The organism is Bradyrhizobium sp. URHA0013 (genome assembly GCF_000518345.1).
GTDB lineage: Bacteria > Pseudomonadota > Alphaproteobacteria > Rhizobiales > Xanthobacteraceae > Bradyrhizobium.
This window is the reverse complement of record NZ_KI912426.1, coordinates 512,328-529,786: the sequence shown is the minus strand read 5'-3', so window position 1 is coordinate 529,786 and position 17,459 is coordinate 512,328. Positions and strand designations below refer to the sequence as shown.

Sequence of the window (17,459 nt, the reverse complement as noted above, 5' to 3'; positions counted from 1 at the left end):
GGAACATTCCTACTCAGCGGCGCCCTTGATGTCCGCAGCGGGCAAAGCATAGGACGCCTCCAGCGCGGCGAATTCTTCCGGCAGCATGTCGCACATCACCTGCACGTGCGGAATGATGTTGGCGCCGACAATGAAGCCGAAATCGAGCTGGTCGCGATAGCTCTGCACGGTGATGTTGAGCGCCTGTCCGTGCGTCGAGATCGACACCGGGAAGATGTGCAACAGCTCCGCGCCCGCGGCGTACAGCGTCTGCCGCGGCCCCGGCACGTTGGACACCGTGATGTTCGCAGCCGGCGGCAGCACATTCGACAAATCGGAGCGGCTGTAGAGCAGCGCCATGATCTGCACGACGATCGGCGCGCCCAGCATCGAGATATTGGAGATCTGCGGCATCAGTGCCCGCAGCGGATGCGACATCTCCTTGGACTTGGTCGATTGGGCGATAATGGCTTCCAGGCGCGCCTTGGGATCGTCGATGTTGGTCGCGATCGAGCAGATCATGCCGAACACCTGGTTGTTGGCCTCGGTATTGCCTTCCTCGCGCAGCGAGATCGGCACGGCAGCGGTCAGGGACTTCGCCGGCAGCGTTCCGTGTTGCTGGAGGTAGCGCCGGACCACGCCGGAGGCGAGCGCCAGCACGACGTCGTTGAGCTTGCCGCCGGCCTGCTTGGCCAGCGCCTTGGATCGCGACAGCGAAATCGAGACGCCGGCGAAGCTGCGCTCGGACGAGATCGATTTGTTGAGCATGGTCGGCGGCGACACCATGCTGGCAAGGCTCTCGCGCGATTTTGGATCGGATATCTTGCCGAGCACGTCCGAGACGCTCTTGACCATGGTCGGGATGTTACCGGCAAAGCGCACCGCACTCTCGATCTGGTACATCGCATTGTCGAACAGGATCGAGCCGATGTCGCTCTTGCCGGTGCGCGGCAGTTGCAGGTTCTTCGCGGCGGCCGATGCATCGAGCGGCTGGGTGAAGAGCTGCTGGTAGGAATCGACCAGGTTGGCTGCGATGTCGCGCGGCTCCTGCCCGGGCTTCGCTCCCGCGGTCGGCGGATCGACCTTCCGCGGGATCGGCGAGATATCGTAGATCATGTTGGTCAGCGCCGCACCGGCGCCGCCGTCGATGGCGGCATGATGCATCTTCGAATAAAGCCCGACCTCATTGTCCTTCATGCCCTCGAACACGTAGAACTCCCAGAGCGGGCGGGCGCGGTTCAGGAGCTTGGCGTGCATCCAGCCCACGATGCGTTCGAGCGTGGCGCGGTCGCGCGGCTGCGGCAGGCTGGCGCGGAAGATGTGACGGTCGATGTCGAACTGGTCGTCCTCCACCCAGGAGGGATGATCGATGTCGAGCGGCGCCTTCTCCAGCCGCGCTTTGAGGATCGGCGCGATGTGCAGGCGCGAGACGATCATTGCCTTGAAATCTTCGAAGAAGTCGCCCTTGTAGTCGTCCGGCAGGCGAAAGATCGCCATGCTCCCGACATGCATCGGCATTTCCGGCGTTTCCAGATAGAGAAACGACGCATCCAGCGACGACAGTTTCTTACCGTCAGCCATAGTTCCCTCCCGAGTATTTGACGGGCGCCTTAGGCGGCGCTTCTCGTCAGGCCGATACTGCCTGTTCCAGCGGGGCATATGCAATGGCAAACGGCCCTGCCCTGTCAAATGGCCAGAACTCCCCCTCCGGTTGCGCAAGGCGGTCCGACACGGCCCAGAGCGCTGCGGGATTCACCCCAAGCCCGATATGGCTCGCCAGGTGCACCTCGATGTTCTCGGCGCGGTCGGAGGGACGCAGCAGGCAGGTTCGCCAGTTCACGATGCCGTCGGCGCGCGAATAGATCGACGTCGTCGGCACCGGAAGATCGCCGGCGATCGCCTCACGCAGCTCGGCGAAATCCTCGACACGCTCGCCGGACATCATCTCGTAGAGCCGCGTCGCATTGGTCGCTCTTATGTCATTGGCAAAAGGGCTGCCGAGCGTGATGACATTGCGGACCAAGTCGGGCGCCTGCAGCGCGAGATCGCGTGCATAGACACCGCCGAGGCTCCAGCCGACCAGGCTGACCTTGCGTCCGCTCGCAGCATGGATTTCGGCGAGACGGGCGCGCAATGAATCCCGCATCCGTCCGAACCCGCCGAAATTGCGGCCCATCCGCCAGGCATGTGCCTCGTAGCCGAGCTCGCTGAGATAGCGCCGCATCGGCGCCATCGAGAGGTCGCTGGCGAGGAAGCCAGGCAGCGCCAGCACCGGATGGCCATCGCCTTTGGGCGCCCGCATCAGGATCGGCGACAGCAGCAGGCTGGCGTTGAGTTCGAGCAACCCTCGGGCTTCGGCGAGCAGCAAAGCAAGGCCGGGCGGACGAAGCCGGCCTGGGGTCTGCGGCCCGTCCGGACCGGACGGCATTATTTCTTCTTGTCGCCGCTGCGCGTGCCGCCGAGGCCGGCCATGGTGACGAACATGTCCTGAAACCGCTCGGCAAGCTTGGGATCGAAGGTGAACCAGCTCTGGATCAGCGACTCCGGCGAGACCTTGTCGATGTTGCTCAAGACTTGCTGCTGCAGCTTGTCCATCACCGCCGTCTGCATCGGTGCCAGATCGGGCAATCCGATGAACTGACGGGCTTCGAGGGGGGTGCAGTCGATTTCGATATTAACCTTCATGTCCCCTCCAGATGAGATTCGAGCGCCCGGCCGCAGTATCGCCGCGAGACGGTGTGCAACGCAAGCGACCTGAGGCCGGTCGCGGCGCTCCGGCTTCCGCGATCGGCGGATATGGTCAATCAAAAACGCTGGCGTCCTCGCCCATCGGCCCGTCAATGTCGGTCAGCATTGCTGCACAGCGGTGCAACTTGGCGCGTTCCTTGCTGGAATGGCGCTTGCACGGGTCGAGAACTCTGGGCAACATGGTTCGATCAGCCCCGCCGAACAATCAAAAATGACGGTGCGGGCGAGTGGAGAGGTCAAGAATGTCGGTCGGACGAAGTCTGTTTGCGGCGACGCTCGCCAGTATGCTTGCGTTGGCGGTCTCGCCGGCGTGGAGCCAGACGCTGCGCTATGCCAACCAGGGTGAGCTCAAGTCGCTCGACCCGTACACGCTGAACGAGTCGACCACCAGTGCGCATCTCGGTCATGTCTATGAGGGCCTGGTTGCCCGCGGCAAGGACCTGAAGATCGTCCCGGCACTCGCCGAAAGCTGGGAGACGCCGGAGCCGACACGCTGGCGCTTTCACCTGCGCAAGGACGTCAAATTCCACAACGGCGACCCGTTCACTGCGGACGACGTGGTGTTCTCGGCCGAACGCGTGCGGGCGAAAGGTTCGAATTTCCAGAGCCGCGTTCCCGCCGATGCCAAGGTGGTCAAGATCGACGATTACACCGTCGATTTCATCCTGACCTCGCCCAATCCCATTCTGACGGCGCTGTGGGCGACCTGGTACATCATGGACAAGAAATGGGCAGAGGCGAACGATGCGGTGGCACCGACGCCCGCCGCCGCGACGACCCCGAGCTACGCCTCGCTCCATGAGAACGGCACCGGCGCCTTCACGATCGACAGCCATCAGCCGGGCGTGAAGACCGTCTTCAAGGCCAATCCGAACTGGTGGCGCAAGCCGGAACATAATCTGAAGGAGATCATCTTCACGCCGATCGCCAACCCCGCCACGCGTGTTGCGGCGCTGTTGTCCGGCGAGGTCGACGTGATCGAGCCGGTTCCGGTCCAGGACATCGAGCGCGTGAAAGCGAGTCCGAACGCCACCGTGCTGACGGGACCTGAACTCCGCACCATCTTTGTCGGCATGGATCAGGCGCGTGACGAGCTCTTGTACTCCAACGTCAAGGGCAAGAACCCATTCAAGGACGTTCGCGTCCGCGAAGCCGTCTACCGGGCAATCGACATCGACCTGATCAAGAATCGCGTCATGCGCGGACTGTCTACGCCGTCCGCATTGATGGTCGCACCAGAGATCTTTGCCTCGAAGGATTTCACCCGGCCGAAGCTCGATCCCGACGCCGCCAAGAAGCTCCTGGCTGACGCCGGCTATCCCGAGGGTTTCGAAGTCACGATGGACTGCCCCAACGATCGCTACGTCAATGACGCCGCGATATGTCAGGCGGTCGTCGGCATGCTCGCCCGCATCGGCCTCAAAGTGGAGCTGCTGGCGCAACCCAAGGCCCTGTATTTCGCCAAGGTGCTGAAGCCCGGCGGCTACAAGACTTCGCTGTTCATGCTGGGCTGGACCCCGGATACCCTCGACTCCCATAACGTGCTGCACGACATCATGGGCTGCCGGGACGATCCCAAGGATCCGAACCGCGGCGAAGCCAATCTCGCCGGCTATTGCAACAAGCAGTTCGATGAACTCGCCGACAAGGTTCTCGTGGAACCCGATACGGGCAAGCGCGATCTCCTGATCAAGCAGGCCTTCGAGGTCTCGATGAAGGACTGGGCCTACGTCCCGCTGCACCAGCAGGCGCTCGCCTGGGGCGTCTCGAAGAAGGTGAAGTTGACCCAGCGTGCGGACAACATGGTCATGCTCTACTGGGCGACCAAGCAGGACGAGTAGGCGTCGACAAGTTGTGAAGTCCCGGAAGCCCTGGCTTCCGGGACTTGCTGTTTCGGGCTAACGCAATGATGCGTGCCACTGAAGATATGTGAAAGGAACAGATGCTCGCTTTCACACTGCGCCGGGCCATTCAGGCCATTGGTGTCATGATCGCCGTCGGGATCATCTCCTTCTCGATGTTTCGTTTCGCCGGCGATCCCGTGAACCAGATGGTTGGGATGGACACGTCCGGCGCCGAACGCGCCGCTATCCGCAAATCGCTCGGCCTCGATGATCCCGTGATCGTGCAGTTCGGCCGCTATATCGGCAACGCTGCGCAGTTCAAGTTCGGCGTCTCCTACCAGTTCCGCCTGCCTGTCTCCAATCTTCTGATGGAGCGGATGCCCGCGACCCTGGAGCTCGCGATCTGCGCCACCATCTTCGCGATGCTCTGTGGCATCCTGATGGGCGTCTATTCGGCGCTTCGCCGCGACAGCTGGCTCACACACGCGTTCCAGGCTATCTCGCTGATCGGCATCTCGCTGCCGACCTTCCTGATCGGCATTCTCATGATCTACCTGTTCTCGGTGACGCTGGGTTGGCTGCCCTCGTTCGGGCGCGGCGACGTCGTGCATATCGGCTGGTGGACGACGGGTCTGCTGACGCTGTCAGGACTGAAGGCGCTGATCATGCCCTCGATCACGCTGGGTTTGTTCCAGATGACGCTGATCATGCGGCTGGTCCGCACCGAGATGCTCGAAGTCATGCGCACCGACTACATCCGCTTCGCCCGTGCCCGCGGCCTCACCACCCGCGCCATCCATTACGGTCATGCGCTGCGCAACACGATGATCCCGGTCATCACGGTGGCCGGCCTGCAATTTGGCTCGGTAATTGCATTTGCGATCATCACCGAGACCGTGTTCCAGTGGCCCGGCATGGGGTTGCTGTTCGTGCAGGCCGTGCAGAATGTCGATATCCCGATCATGGCCGCCTATCTGATGATGGTGTCCCTGATCTTCGTCACCATCAATCTCGTGGTTGATATCCTCTACACCATCGTCGATCCGCGGCTGCGCTCGACGATCAGCCGGGCACATTGAATGAGCGAAGCCGTCGTCCCGCACAAGGTCGAAGAACGCGGCCCGCGCGCCGACGCGCCGGGTTGGATTAAACGCGCGCTCGACAGCGACCTGTTCTATTCATTTCGCCGCTCCAAAATCACCATGGTCGCAGCGGCGGTGACGCTGCTGTTCTTCCTGCTCGCGATCCTCGCCTCGGTGCTATCGGTCCAAAATCCCTTCGACCCGGCGCAGCTCCAGCTGATGAACTCGCGCATCTCGCCATTATGGACCTCAGACGGCCAGAGCCCGTTCCTGCTCGGCACCGACGAACAAGGCCGGGACGTATTGTCCGCGATTCTTTACGGCATGCGCATCTCGCTTCTCGTCGGCGTGCTCGGCGTCGTCTTCTCCGGCGCGATCGGCATCCTGCTCGGGCTGACGGCCGGTTATTTCGGCGGTGCCGTCGACGGGCTGATCATGCGCATCGCCGACGTGCAGCTTTCATTCCCGGCGATCCTGATCGCGCTGCTGATCAACGGCATCGCCAAATCGGTTTTCGGCAACAAGCTCGACGAGATGAGCATGCTGGCTGTCCTGGTCTTCGCGATCGGGTTGAGCTTCTGGGTGCAATATGCCCGCACCGTACGCGGCTCCGTCATGGTCGAGAAGAACAAGGACTATGTCGCCGCCGCCCAGCTCATTGGCCTGCCCGCCCCGGTGATCATGTTGCGCCACGTGCTGCCGAACACGATGGGGCCGATTCTCGTCATCGCCACCATCAATCTCGCGCTCGCTATCATCACCGAAGCGACGCTGTCGTTCCTCGGCTCGGGGATGCCCGAGACCATGCCATCGCTGGGCACGCTGATCCGCATCGGCAACAACTATCTGTTCGCGGGCGAATGGTGGATCGTCGCCTTCCCTGGAATCGCACTCGCGGCGCTGATCCTGTCGATCAATCTGCTCGGCGACTGGCTGCGCGATGCGCTTAACCCGAAACTCCGATGAGTATGCAGCGTTCATGACCGAGCCCGTTCTCTCCGTTCGTAATCTTCAGGTCGAGTTCGCCTCCCGCCGGGGCACGCTGCGCGCGATCGATAATGTCTCCTTCGACATCGCCAAAGGCGAGGTGCTCGGCGTTGTCGGCGAATCCGGCGCCGGTAAATCGGTCACCGGACTCGCGGTCATTGGCCTGATCGATTCGCCGGGCCGCATCTCGGGCGGCGAGATCCGCCTCTCCGGCCTGCGCATCGACAATCTGCCGCCGGAAGAGATGCGCCGCGTGCGTGGAAAACGTATCGGCATGATCTTCCAGGACCCCCTCACCTCGCTCAATCCGCTGTACAAGATCGGCGACCAGCTCATCGAGACGATCAGAACGCATCTGAACCTGTCCGAGACCGCCGCCCGTCGCCGCGCCATCGACCTGCTCGCCGAAGTCGGGATCCCGGCTCCGGAAAAGCGCATCGACGGTTATCCGCATGAATTCTCCGGCGGCATGCGCCAGCGCGTGGTGATTGCGCTCGCGATCTGCGCCGAACCGGAGCTGATCATCGCCGACGAGCCGACCACCGCGCTCGACGTTTCCGTGCAGGCGCAAATCATCTCGCTCATCAAGCGTCTCGGCCGCGACCACGGCACTGCGGTGATGCTGGTGACCCACGACATGGGTGTGATCGCCGAGACCTCCGACCGGGTCGCGGTGATGTATGCCGGCCGCGTTGCCGAGATCGGTCCGGTGCAGGATGTCGTGCAGAACGCGCTGCATCCTTACGCCAAGGGCTTGATGGGCGCGATCCCGACGCTCGCGGGCGACGACAAGCGCCTGGTGCAAATTCCCGGCTCGATGCCGCGATTGTCGGCGATTCCGCGCGGGTGCTCGTTCAATCCGCGCTGCGCGTTGGCGTTCGATCGCTGCCGTGTCGAGCGGCCGGAGCCGCTGCCACGGGGCGCGCAATCGGTCGCCTGCCATCTCTATGACAGCGTGCCGGCGGAGAGCGCGGCATGAGCACTCCCTTCGTCCAGGCCACGAATCTGCGCCGCGTCTTCGACGTCTCGAAACCCTGGCTCAACCGCATGCTTGAAGGCGGGCAGCTCGAATATCTCAAGGCCGTCGATGGCGTCACCTTCGACATCAGGAAGGGCGAGACCTTTGCACTGGTCGGCGAATCCGGCTCGGGCAAGACCACGGTGGCGCGGATGGTCGTCGGCTTGCTGCCGCCAAGCTCCGGCAACGTCTTGATCGACGGCATTTCGATGACCGATCCGCGGCAGGCCCAGGCGCGGCGGAAACTGCGCCGCCGCATCCAGATGATCTTTCAGGATCCCTATGCGAGCCTGAACCCACGCTTCCGGGTTGACGCCATCATCTCCGAGCCGATCCGCGCGTTCGACCTGATCGAGGGCGAGCGCGACATCCAGGCCCGGGTCGGCGAGTTGCTCAGCCTTGTCGGCCTGCATCCCGACGACAGGTTGAAATTTCCGCACGAATTCTCGGGCGGCCAGCGCCAGCGAATCGCGATCGCTCGCGCGCTCGCCTCCGACGCAGAGTTCATTGTCTGCGACGAGCCGACCTCCGCGCTCGACGTCTCCGTGCAGGCGCAGATCCTGAACCTGATGCGCGACCTCCAGGACAAGTTCGGCCTGACCTACATGTTCATCAGCCACAACCTCGCCGTGGTCCGCCACATGGCGAGCCGCGTCGGCGTGATGTATCTCGGCCGCATCGTCGAGATCGCGGAAGGACGTGAGCTGTTTGCTCGTCCTCGCATGCCCTACACCAAGATGCTGCTCGGCGCCGTGCCCGATCTCGCCATGAGCGGCCGCCAGCGCATTCCCGTGAAGGGCGAGATCCCGAACCCGATCAATCCGCCGCCCGGGTGCGCCTTCAATCCGCGCTGCCCGCTGGCGTTCGATCTCTGCCGCAAGAAAGCACCTGAATTGGTCGACGGTGTCGCCTGCCACGCGGTCAACACCGCGCCGGTGCCGGCGTGACGCGCGCGTGCCATGCAGCCTGCGCATTTGGCGGCGGCCTGGCCCTGTGATCAATTGCGCGCGCCGCAAATGAGGTAGTCCATGGCCAGCATCGTCAATCCCGATCCCTTCACGACGCGCCCCGAGATCGAAGGCACCTTCGGGGTCGTCGCGACCACGCACTGGATCGCGACCGCTATCGGCATGGCCATCCTGGAAAAGGGCGGCAATGCCTTTGACGCCGGCGTCGCCACCGCTTTCACGCTCCAGGTGGTCGAGCCGCATCTGAATGGCCCCGGCGGCGACGTTCCGATCATCGTGCACGACGTGAAGCGCGGCCGCACCGAGGTGATCTGCGGTCAGGGTCCGGCACCGGCTCGCGCCACCATCGCGCATTACAAGAGCGAAGGCCTCGACATGGTGCCCGGCACCGGCCTGCTCGCAGCCTGCGTCCCCGGCACCTTCGAATCCTGGATGATGCTGCTGCGTGACTACGGCACGATGCGCGTGCGCGACGTGCTGGAGCCCGCGATCTCCTATGCGCGCGACGGTTATCCGCTGGTCGAGCGCGCCTGCGCCACGATCCAGACTGTCGAGCAATTATTCCGCAAGCACTGGCCGACGTCAGCCGCCGTCTATCTCCCGAACGGCGAAGTGCCAAAGCCCGGCACGCTCTTCACCAACAAGACACTTGCGGCGACCTATGCGCGAATCCTGAGCGAAGCCGAAAGTGGCGGCGGCGGCCGCGACGCCGAGATCGAGCGCGCACGCAAGGCGTGGTCGCAGGGCTTTGTCGCAGAAGCCATCGACAAGTTCTGCCGGACGCAGGACGTGATGGACGTCAGCGGCTCGCCGCATCGCGGTGTGCTGTCGGCCGATGACATGGCGCGCTGGCAGCCGACGGTCGAGGCCCCGCTCACCTACGATTATGGCCGCTACACGGTCTGCAAGGCCGGGGTCTGGAGCCAGGGTCCGGTAACGCTGCAGCAACTCGCGCTGCTGAAGGGCTTTGCCCTCGATGGGCTCGATCCGACCGGACCGGAGTTCATCCATCTCCAGATCGAATGCGCAAAACTCGCCTTTGCCGATCGCGAAAAATTCTACGGCGATCCCAAGTTCAGCGAGATCCCGATCGCAACGCTGCTGTCGGATGCATATAACGACGAACGCCGTAAGCTCGTCACCGAGAAAGCTTCGCTCGATCTCCGGCCGGGCACGGTCGAGGGCTTTGGCGGCGTGGTCAAGCTGCGCCGCGCCGAGGGGCAACGCGAGGCCGTCGGCGCGCTCGGTGCCGGCGAGCCGACGGTGGGACGTTTCGGCGAGGTGCGCGGCGACACCGTGCATTTCGACATCATCGACAAGGCCGGCAACATGGTGTCCTCGACGCCGTCGGGAGGCTGGCTGCAATCCTCGCCTGTCATTCCCGAACTCGGCTTCTGCCTCGGCAGCCGCGCGCAGATGTTCGATTTGGAGGAGAACCAACCGAGCTCGCTCGCGCCCGGCAAGCGGCCGCGCACCACGCTGTCCCCTACCATGGCATTGCGCGAAGGCGAGCCCTATCTCGCCTGGGGCTCGCCCGGCGGCGACCAGCAGGATCAGTGGATCACGCAGTTCTTCCTGCGGCACGTCCATTGCAACCTCAATCTCCAGGAGGCGATCGACGCCCCGGCCTGGCACTCCGAGCATTTCCCGATCTCGTTCTGGCCCCGCACCGCGCGCCCCGGCGTGCTCGTGGTCGAGAACCGCGTGCCGAAGGCGACGATCGAGAATCTTCGCGAACGCGGACATATCGTCGAGGTCGGACCGGACTGGTCGGAAGGCCGTCTCACCGCGGCCTCGCGCGTCGGTCCGCGTCGCCGCGCCGCCGCCAATCCACGCGGCATGCAGGGCTACGCCGCAGGGCGCTAAAGGCAGCACATGACCTGGTCGATCATCGCGCGCGATTCTGCTACCGGCCAGTTTGGCATCGCCGTAGCCACGCGCTTCTTCGCCGTCGGCGCGCGAGTGCCCTACATCGCGGCGGGCCTTGGCGCCATCGCGACGCAGGCCTTCGTCAATCCTTATTACGGCATCGACGGGGTCAAGCTGCTGCGTCAGGGTCTCAACGCGCACGACGCGCTGGCCGCCTTGCTCGCGACCGACGATGGCCGCGAGAGCCGCCAGATCCACATCATGGACGCCAGCGGCGCGATTGCCGCGCATACCGGGCGCGACTGCGTCGATTGGTGCGGACACATCGCGGGCAGCGGCTTCTCGATCGCCGGCAACATGCTCGCGGGCGCCGATGTGCTCGACGAGACCGCAAAGACCTATATCGCCAATGACAGCCTGCCGTTCCCGCGCCGCCTGCTCGCCGCGATGCGCGCGGGCGAAGCCGCCGGCGGCGACAAGCGCGGCAAGCAGTCCGCCGCGCTCCTGATCCACGGCGAGGAGGAATGGCCGGCATTGGACCTGCGCGCCGACGATCATCCCGATCCGCTCGGTGAGCTCGAGCGGCTCGAACGGGTCAGCCACGAGCTCTGGGTCCACTTCCGCGCCTCCATGCCGACGCGGCAGAACCCGGCCGGCAACACCGATCGCAGCGTCATCGACGCTAGCATTGCCGCAGCGCGCGCAAAACGCTCATGAATCCGAGCCCCCTCATCGAGATCAGCGATCTGCGTATTCGTTTTCACGGCGACGACGGCCGCGTCACCCATGCGGTCGACGGCGTCGATCTCAGCGTCGCCAATGGCGCGACGCTCGGCCTCGTCGGCGAATCCGGCTGCGGCAAGAGCGTGACGTCACTGGCGATCATGGGCCTGCTGCCGAAGCAGAGCGCGGAAATCTCCGGCGCGATCCGCTTCGACGGTTTCGACCTCCTTAAGACGTCGGACCAGACGCTGCGCGACCTTCGCGGCAACCGGCTCGCGATGATCTTTCAGGAGCCGATGACCTCGCTCAATCCGAGCTTCACGATCGGCGACCAGATCGTCGAGACGATTTTGCGCCACCGCGGCGGTTCGCGGAAGAGTGCGCGCGAGCGGGCGATCGATCTGCTGCGTCGCGTCCACATCCCCTCGCCCGAGCGGCGGATCGACGAATATCCGCACAAGCTCTCGGGCGGGATGCGCCAGCGCGTCATGATCGCGATGGCGCTCGCCTGCGACCCGCGGCTGCTGATCGCGGACGAGCCGACCACCGCGCTCGATGTCACGCTGCAGGCGCAGATCCTGGAGCTGATGCGCGAGTTGAAGGCGGCGAGCGGCGCGGCCATCATCCTGATCACCCACGATCTCGGCGTCGTCGCGGAAGTCTGCGACGAGGTCGCGGTAATGTATGCCGGTGAGATCGTCGAGCGCGCGGCGGTGGACGAGCTGTTCTCGGCGCCGCAACATCCCTACACCGTCGGCCTGCTCGGCTCGATCCCGCGGCTCGACCACCGCGCCGAACAGCTTGCCACGATCGAAGGCATGGTTCCGAACATGGCGCAGCCGCCCGCCGGCTGTCGCTTCGCCGCGCGCTGCCCCTTCGTGCTGGATGCCTGCACCAAGGCGCCACCGCCGCTGGTCGAGGTCAGTCCCGGCCACCTCTCGCGCTGCATCCGCGCGCCGCTCGAACGTCTGGTGTCGTGATGGCGCTGCTCGAGGTCGATGGCCTGGTCAAGCATTTCGTCGCCGAGCGTTCGCTGTTCGGCCGGGCGCTGGCGCATGTCAAAGCCGTCGATGGCGTTTCCTTCTCGCTCGATGCCGGCAGGACGCTGGCGCTGGTCGGCGAATCCGGCTGCGGCAAATCCACCGTCAGCCGCCTGGTGCTGCGGCTGATCGAGCCGGATGCAGGCACGATCCGGTTCGAAGGCCGCGATCTGCTCTCGCTCGACGCCCGCGCGCTGCGCGCCTTTCGCCGCGAGGCGCAGATCATCTTCCAGGATCCCTACGCCTCGCTCAATCCGCGCATGACCGTCGGCCAGATCCTGACCGAGCCGCTGGCGCTGCACAACCTGGTGCCGCCCGCCCGACGGCGCGAACGCGTCGAGGAGATCTTGCGGCTGGTCGGACTGGAGCCGCGGCTGGCGCGGCGTTACCCGCACGAGTTTTCCGGCGGCCAGCGCCAGCGCATCGCCATCGCCCGCGCGCTCGCGGTCGAGCCGAAACTGATCATCTGCGATGAGCCGGTCTCGGCGCTCGACGTCTCGATCCGCTCGCAGATCCTCAATCTGCTGCGCGAGCTCCAGGACCGGCTCGGGCTGGCCTACATTTTCGTCTCGCACGACCTCGCGGTGGTCAAGCACATCGCCGACCACGTAGCGGTGATGAATCTCGGCCAGGTCGTCGAGACGGCGGCGGCGGACGCGCTGTTCGCCGCACCCCGCCATCCCTATAGCCGGGCCCTGCTGTCCGCGATCCCGGTGCCTAAACCGCGGGCAAAGCGCAGCCGGATTGTGCTGCAGGGAGAGATCCCCAGCGCGCTCAATCCGCCGCCGGGATGCCGCTTCCACACCCGCTGCCCCTACGTGGTCGACCGTTGCCGCAGCGAAATGCCTCAGCTCGTGCCGGATGGCATCGGACATGCAACAGCATGCCACCGAACGTCGGAACTGCCGTCGTCCGAGGCGATCGTCCCAACGGACGGCGGCTTCTCCCCGGTTCTCGAAAAATTGGTCGCCGCCTTCAGCGGCGGCCCGGAAGCAGTCCGCGGCAGCGGGGTTAGTTCATTGGGGACGAACCCGGCATAGCCGCAAAACAGAGGTTGAGAGCGATGAGTCCTATGCGTTTGGCACTCCTGGCGTCGGCATTGCTGACGTCGCTCGTGAGCGCGGCCCAAACCCAGGCCCAAGCCCAGACCACGCTTCGCATCGGCATCGCCGAGGATCCTGACATCCTCGATCCCAGCATCGGCCGCACCTATGTCGGCCGCATCGTGTTCTCCGCCTTCTGCGACAAGCTGTTCGACATCGACGAGAAGCTCAACATCGTGCCGCAGCTCGCGCTGTCGCATGAGACCTCGGCCGACGGCAAGGAGATGACGATCAAGCTCCGGCCCAACGTGAAATTCCACGACGGCGAGCCGCTCGACGCGGAAGCAGCAAAGTTCTCGATCGAGCGTCACATGACGTTGCCGACCTCGTTCCGGAAGTCCGAGCTCGCCAGCGTCGACCATGTCGAGGTCGTCGATCCCCTGACCATCAAGCTGGTGCTCAAGACGCCTTACTCCCCGTTGATCGCCCAGCTGACCGACCGCTCCGGCATGATGGTGTCGCCGAAGGCCGCCAAGGAAGCCGGCGACAAGTTCGGCCTGCATCCGGTCTGCGCCGGTCCCTACAAGTTCGTCGAGCGCGTGCAGCAGGACCGCATGGTGTTCGAGAGATTCGCCGACTACTGGAACAAGGACAACATCCATATCGACCGGGTGGTATTCCTGCCAATCGTCGATGCCACGGTGCGCCTTGCCAACCTGAAGTCCGGCGGGCTCGATCTGATCGAGCGCGTGCTCGCCACCGACATCAAGGACGTCCGCGCCGATTCGCGGCTCGTGCTGTCGACGGCACCGGAGCTCGGCTATCTCGGCCTCACGGTCAATATCGGCAACGACAAGAGCAAGGGGCCGCTGAGCCAATCGGCGAAAGTCCGGCAGGCGCTCGATCTGTCGATGGATCGCGAGGCTCTCAACCAGGTCGTGTTCAACGGCGAATTCACCCCGGGCAATCAATGGGTCAGCCCTACCCATCCCTACTACCAGAAGGCATTTCCGGTTCGTGGCCGCGACATCGCGAAGGCCAAGGCGCTTCTGAAGGAAGCCGGAATCACTTCGCCGGTGACCGTCGATTACATGATTCCCAAAGGCGCGGAGAACGAAGCGGTTGCCCAGGTGATCCAGTCGATGGCCGCGGAAGCGGGCTTCGACATCAAGATCCGCGCGGTCGAATTCGCGACCACCTTCAAGCAGGCCCAGGCCGGCGAGTTCCAGATCTTTCAGATCAACTGGAGCGGCCGCATCGACCCAGACGGCAACTCCTACATCTTCATGCGCAGCAAGGCACCGCAGAACGATGGCGTCTATTCGAATCCGGAGGCCGATAAGCTGCTGGAAGAAGGAAGGGCGACGTCCAACGTCGAGGAGCGCAAGGCGATCTACGCCAAGCTGAACAAGATCCTGCTCGACGACCTGCCGATCATCTACATCTATCACCGCACGCTCCTGATCGCGCATACGACCAAGCTCCAGGGCTATAAGCAGATGCCAGATGGCCTCGTGCGCGTGGTCGGGCTTAAGTTTAAGTGACGGCGACATCGTCCGGAACAGGCGTGCGACTATGCTGAACTTCCTCGCCCGCCGCATTGTGCAGATCTTGCCGACACTGTTCTTCGTGTCGGTACTGATCTTCTCGCTCCAGCAATTGTTGCCGGGTGATCCGGCGCTGGTGATGGCAGGCGAGGAGCGCGATCCCGCCGTGATCGAGCAGATTCGCCAGCAATACCGGCTCGATCAGCCGATTCCCGTGCAGTACGTCTACTGGCTCAAGGGAGTCCTGATCGGCAATTTCGGAGAGTCGCTACGCAACAAGATGCCGGTGCGCGAGCTGATCGCGCAGAAGCTGCCGGTGACGCTCCAGCTCGGCTCGATGGCGATGTTGATCGCTCTCCTGATCGGAATTCCCGCCGGCATTGTCTCCGCCGTGAAGAAAGGCACCGTCTGGGACTATTGCGCCAATTTGTTCGCGCTGTGGGGCATCTCGACGCCGAATTTCTGGCTCGGCATCATGCTCATCTTCCTGTTCTCCATCGAACTCGGCTGGCTGCCGGCGTCTGGCTACGTGCCGCTGACCGAGAACTGGCGTGCGAGCCTCGCCGCCACCATCATGCCGGCCTTCGTGCTCGGCAACGCTATTTCCGCAGTCCTGATGCGGCACACCCGGAGCGCCATGCTCCAGGTGCTGGAAAGCGACTACGTCCGCACCGCGCGCGCCAAGGGATTGTCCGAGCGCTCGGTCATCCTCAAGCACGCCATGCGCAACGCACTCACGCCGATCATCACGCTCGGCGCGCTCGAGCTCGGCACGCTGTTGTCGGGGGCGGTTCTGACCGAGCAGATCTTCTCCATTCCCGGCTTCGGCAAACTGATCGTGGATGCCGTGTTCAACCGCGACTACGCCGTCGTACAGGGCGTCGTGCTGGTGACGGCGACGGTCTACATCGCGCTGAACCTGGTTGCCGATGTCGCCTACATCCTCGTCAATCCGCGGCTGCGGGGCTAGACTCATGACCGATGCCGCCCTGCCCGCCGCTCCCATCGCGCAGGCCAACGAGCTGGACAGCCCGGCGCGTCGCGCCCGGCGGCGCTTGTTTAAACGCAAGGCCGCAGTGTTCGGACTTGTGATGATCACGTTGTTCGTTGGGATCGCGCTGCTCGCGCCGTTCGTCGTGCCCTACGATCCCATCGCGACGAGCTGGAGCCTGGTCCGCAAGCCGCCCACTGCGGCGCACTGGTTCGGCACCGACGAGCTCGGTCGCGACATCCTGAGCCGCGTCGTCTACGGCGCCCGCGCGTCGCTGCTCGCGGGCCTCATCTCGGTCGCGATCGCGCTGGGCGTCGGCATCCCGCTCGGCCTGCTTGCCGGCTATCGCGGCGGCTTCGTCGATGCGCTGATCAGCCGGATGACCGACGCGATGCTGGCCTGCCCGTTCCTGATCCTGGCGATCGCGCTCGCCGCATTCCTCGGCCCGAGCCTCGGTAACGCCATGATCGCGATCGGCATCTCGGCAACCCCGATCTTCATCCGCCTGACCCGTGGCCAGGTGTTGAACGTCAAGGCCGAGGATTATGTCGAGGCGGCGCGCGCGCTCGGCAATCCGCCGTGGCGGATCGCGTTCTCGCACATCCTGCCGAACATCCTGCCGGCGCTGCTGGTGCAGGCGACGCTGTCGATTGCGGCCGCCATCATCGCCGAAGCCGCGCTGTCCTTCCTGGGTCTCGGCCAGCAGCCGCCGTCGCCATCCTGGGGCAGCATGCTCAACGCAGCGCAGCGCTTCCTGACCCAGGCGCCCTGGATGGCGATCTGGCCGGGGCTAGCGATCTTCCTCGTGGTGCTGTCGCTGAACCTGCTCGGCGACGGCCTGCGCGACGCGCTCGATCCGCGCCAGCGCTAGATCACTGTCTCGCGCATCACGCGGCGGCAATCCATCTCGTATTCGAGATCGACCACCGGCGGCCGGGCATAGTGCCAAGTCAGGCCGGACCGCAACGCCCCGCGGCGGACGAGTTCGTCGACCAGCGCGTGGTGGAAATCGTGTACGGAATAGGCCTGCACGCCGGTCGTGTCCTTCCAGCCGAAGCCGAAGGCCGTCATCCTGTTCTCCATCTGGGACGTCGTCGTGAAGCGCACCTTCTCGCGAAGGCCCTCCGGGCTGAGGTCGCGGTAGCGCACGGTGCGCTCGACATAGGTCCCACCGCCCTCGCGCGCCTCGGCGCCGCCGGCAATCACAAAGCTCGGCGTCTTCGAGCTGGTCGGCCGCGTGAAGGAGAACGCATAGAACGACGGCTCGGCCGGCGGATCGATCTCGGGACAGACATTGCTGCGCGCCACCGGATTGGTGCTGCCGTCGAAGATGCCCCATTCGGACAGCGTCTTTACATAGTGCAGGTTGAACGCGCGAAAGCCTTCCTCGCTGAAGGCCGCGGGCGAGCGCAGTTCGCAGGCGCAGAACGCCGTCAGCGACCGCCCCGCCCCCCGAATATACTTCGCGGCAAGCGCAAACCCTTCCGCAAGCGGCACCAGCCGGTCGAAGCGGACGCGCTCGATCTCATAGCCATCGTCCGCGGCCGCACCGGCCGAATATTGGAATACTGACGGAATGAAACGGTAATTGCCGGCGGAGAATTCACTAATCATGTCGGA

Annotated in this window: 16 protein-coding genes; 12 read left to right on the top strand and 4 right to left on the bottom strand. The window is 64.4% G+C overall.

The window, feature by feature from the left end:
* Positions 1 to 9: 9 nt before the first annotated feature.
* From N551_RS0123095 to N551_RS0123085, 3 genes are read right to left on the bottom strand one after another with little or no spacing between them, the layout of a single operon-like run.
* Positions 10 to 1,560, bottom strand: a complete 1,551-nt coding sequence (locus tag N551_RS0123095) for a wax ester/triacylglycerol synthase family O-acyltransferase (protein ID WP_027568899.1) — start codon at positions 1,558 to 1,560, stop codon at positions 10 to 12.
* Between the two features lie 46 nt (positions 1,561 to 1,606).
* Positions 1,607 to 2,407, bottom strand: coding sequence for a triacylglycerol lipase (locus N551_RS0123090; RefSeq protein WP_027568898.1), 801 nt, complete (start codon positions 2,405 to 2,407; stop codon positions 1,607 to 1,609).
* The gene (locus tag N551_RS0123085; RefSeq protein ID WP_007593837.1) at positions 2,407 to 2,664 is read right to left on the bottom strand and encodes a DUF6489 family protein; all 258 of its coding nucleotides are present in this window, start codon (positions 2,662 to 2,664) and stop codon (positions 2,407 to 2,409) included. Before N551_RS0123085 ends, N551_RS0123090 begins: the two co-directional genes overlap by 1 nt.
* 305 nt (positions 2,665 to 2,969) lie before the next feature.
* Between N551_RS0123085 and N551_RS0123080 the strand changes: the two genes are divergently transcribed.
* The 12 genes from N551_RS0123080 to N551_RS0123025 all read left to right on the top strand — a co-directional run bounded on the left by N551_RS0123080 (position 2,970) and on the right by N551_RS0123025 (position 16,710).
* Positions 2,970 to 4,568, top strand: a complete 1,599-nt coding sequence (locus tag N551_RS0123080) for an ABC transporter substrate-binding protein (protein ID WP_027568897.1) — start codon at positions 2,970 to 2,972, stop codon at positions 4,566 to 4,568.
* 101 nt (positions 4,569 to 4,669) lie between these two features.
* Complete coding sequence (locus tag N551_RS0123075; protein ID WP_027568896.1) at positions 4,670 to 5,650, top strand: ABC transporter permease; 981 nt, start codon at positions 4,670 to 4,672, stop codon at positions 5,648 to 5,650.
* The gene (locus N551_RS0123070; protein WP_027568895.1) at positions 5,651 to 6,619 is read left to right on the top strand and encodes an ABC transporter permease; all 969 of its coding nucleotides are present in this window, start codon (positions 5,651 to 5,653) and stop codon (positions 6,617 to 6,619) included.
* A 13-nt stretch (positions 6,620 to 6,632) separates the two neighbouring features.
* The gene (locus N551_RS0123065) at positions 6,633 to 7,619 is read left to right on the top strand and encodes an ABC transporter ATP-binding protein (RefSeq protein WP_027568894.1); all 987 of its coding nucleotides are present in this window, start codon (positions 6,633 to 6,635) and stop codon (positions 7,617 to 7,619) included.
* A complete protein-coding gene (locus N551_RS0123060) occupies positions 7,616 to 8,605 on the top strand; it encodes an ABC transporter ATP-binding protein (protein WP_027568893.1) in 990 nt (329 codons plus the stop codon). The genes N551_RS0123065 and N551_RS0123060 overlap by 4 nt, the downstream gene beginning before the upstream one ends.
* An 81-nt stretch (positions 8,606 to 8,686) precedes the next feature.
* The gene (locus tag N551_RS0123055; protein ID WP_027568892.1) at positions 8,687 to 10,492 is read left to right on the top strand and encodes a gamma-glutamyltransferase family protein; all 1,806 of its coding nucleotides are present in this window, start codon (positions 8,687 to 8,689) and stop codon (positions 10,490 to 10,492) included.
* A 9-nt stretch (positions 10,493 to 10,501) separates the two neighbouring features.
* Positions 10,502 to 11,212: a DUF1028 domain-containing protein gene (locus tag N551_RS0123050; protein ID WP_027568891.1), complete on the top strand. Its 711-nt coding sequence runs from the start codon at positions 10,502 to 10,504 to the stop codon at positions 11,210 to 11,212.
* Entirely contained in the window at positions 11,209 to 12,198 is a 990-nt protein-coding gene (locus N551_RS0123045) for an ABC transporter ATP-binding protein (RefSeq protein WP_027568890.1), read from the top strand. The genes N551_RS0123050 and N551_RS0123045 overlap by 4 nt, the downstream gene beginning before the upstream one ends.
* Positions 12,198 to 13,298, top strand: a complete 1,101-nt coding sequence (locus N551_RS0123040; RefSeq protein WP_035961770.1) for an ABC transporter ATP-binding protein — start codon at positions 12,198 to 12,200, stop codon at positions 13,296 to 13,298. Before N551_RS0123045 ends, N551_RS0123040 begins: the two co-directional genes overlap by 1 nt.
* Positions 13,299 to 13,321: 23 nt before the next feature.
* Positions 13,322 to 14,845: an ABC transporter substrate-binding protein gene (locus N551_RS0123035; RefSeq protein ID WP_027568888.1), complete on the top strand. Its 1,524-nt coding sequence runs from the start codon at positions 13,322 to 13,324 to the stop codon at positions 14,843 to 14,845.
* A gap of 31 nt (positions 14,846 to 14,876) precedes the next feature.
* Entirely contained in the window at positions 14,877 to 15,818 is a 942-nt protein-coding gene (locus N551_RS0123030; protein WP_027568887.1) for an ABC transporter permease, read from the top strand.
* Between the two features lie 4 nt (positions 15,819 to 15,822).
* On the top strand, positions 15,823 to 16,710 hold the full coding sequence (locus N551_RS0123025; RefSeq protein ID WP_027568886.1) for an ABC transporter permease: 888 nt from the start codon (positions 15,823 to 15,825) through the stop codon (positions 16,708 to 16,710).
* Here the strand turns inward: N551_RS0123025 and N551_RS0123020 are convergent.
* A complete protein-coding gene (locus tag N551_RS0123020) occupies positions 16,707 to 17,453 on the bottom strand; it encodes a hypothetical protein (protein WP_027568885.1) in 747 nt (248 codons plus the stop codon). The two genes, N551_RS0123025 and N551_RS0123020, sit on opposite strands and share 4 nt — an antisense overlap.
* Positions 17,454 to 17,459 lie beyond the last annotated feature (6 nt).

Coding starts and splice junctions, on each gene's coding strand:
- N551_RS0123080 (WP_027568897.1), top strand. CDS start 2,970: ATGTCGGTCGGACGAAGTCTGTTTGCGGCGACGCTCGCCAGTATGCTT.
- N551_RS0123025 (WP_027568886.1), top strand. CDS start 15,823: ATGACCGATGCCGCCCTGCCCGCCGCTCCCATCGCGCAGGCCAACGAG.
- N551_RS0123075 (WP_027568896.1), top strand. CDS start 4,670: ATGCTCGCTTTCACACTGCGCCGGGCCATTCAGGCCATTGGTGTCATG.
- N551_RS0123030 (WP_027568887.1), top strand. CDS start 14,877: ATGCTGAACTTCCTCGCCCGCCGCATTGTGCAGATCTTGCCGACACTG.
- N551_RS0123050 (WP_027568891.1), top strand. CDS start 10,502: ATGACCTGGTCGATCATCGCGCGCGATTCTGCTACCGGCCAGTTTGGC.
- N551_RS0123065 (WP_027568894.1), top strand. CDS start 6,633: ATGACCGAGCCCGTTCTCTCCGTTCGTAATCTTCAGGTCGAGTTCGCC.
- N551_RS0123095 (WP_027568899.1), bottom strand. CDS start 1,560: ATGGCTGACGGTAAGAAACTGTCGTCGCTGGATGCGTCGTTTCTCTAT.
- N551_RS0123055 (WP_027568892.1), top strand. CDS start 8,687: ATGGCCAGCATCGTCAATCCCGATCCCTTCACGACGCGCCCCGAGATC.
- N551_RS0123060 (WP_027568893.1), top strand. CDS start 7,616: ATGAGCACTCCCTTCGTCCAGGCCACGAATCTGCGCCGCGTCTTCGAC.
- N551_RS0123045 (WP_027568890.1), top strand. CDS start 11,209: ATGAATCCGAGCCCCCTCATCGAGATCAGCGATCTGCGTATTCGTTTT.
- N551_RS0123035 (WP_027568888.1), top strand. CDS start 13,322: ATGAGTCCTATGCGTTTGGCACTCCTGGCGTCGGCATTGCTGACGTCG.
- N551_RS0123040 (WP_035961770.1), top strand. CDS start 12,198: ATGGCGCTGCTCGAGGTCGATGGCCTGGTCAAGCATTTCGTCGCCGAG.
- N551_RS0123085 (WP_007593837.1), bottom strand. CDS start 2,664: ATGAAGGTTAATATCGAAATCGACTGCACCCCCCTCGAAGCCCGTCAG.
- N551_RS0123020 (WP_027568885.1), bottom strand. CDS start 17,453: ATGATTAGTGAATTCTCCGCCGGCAATTACCGTTTCATTCCGTCAGTA.
- N551_RS0123070 (WP_027568895.1), top strand. CDS start 5,651: ATGAGCGAAGCCGTCGTCCCGCACAAGGTCGAAGAACGCGGCCCGCGC.
- N551_RS0123090 (WP_027568898.1), bottom strand. CDS start 2,407: ATGCCGTCCGGTCCGGACGGGCCGCAGACCCCAGGCCGGCTTCGTCCG.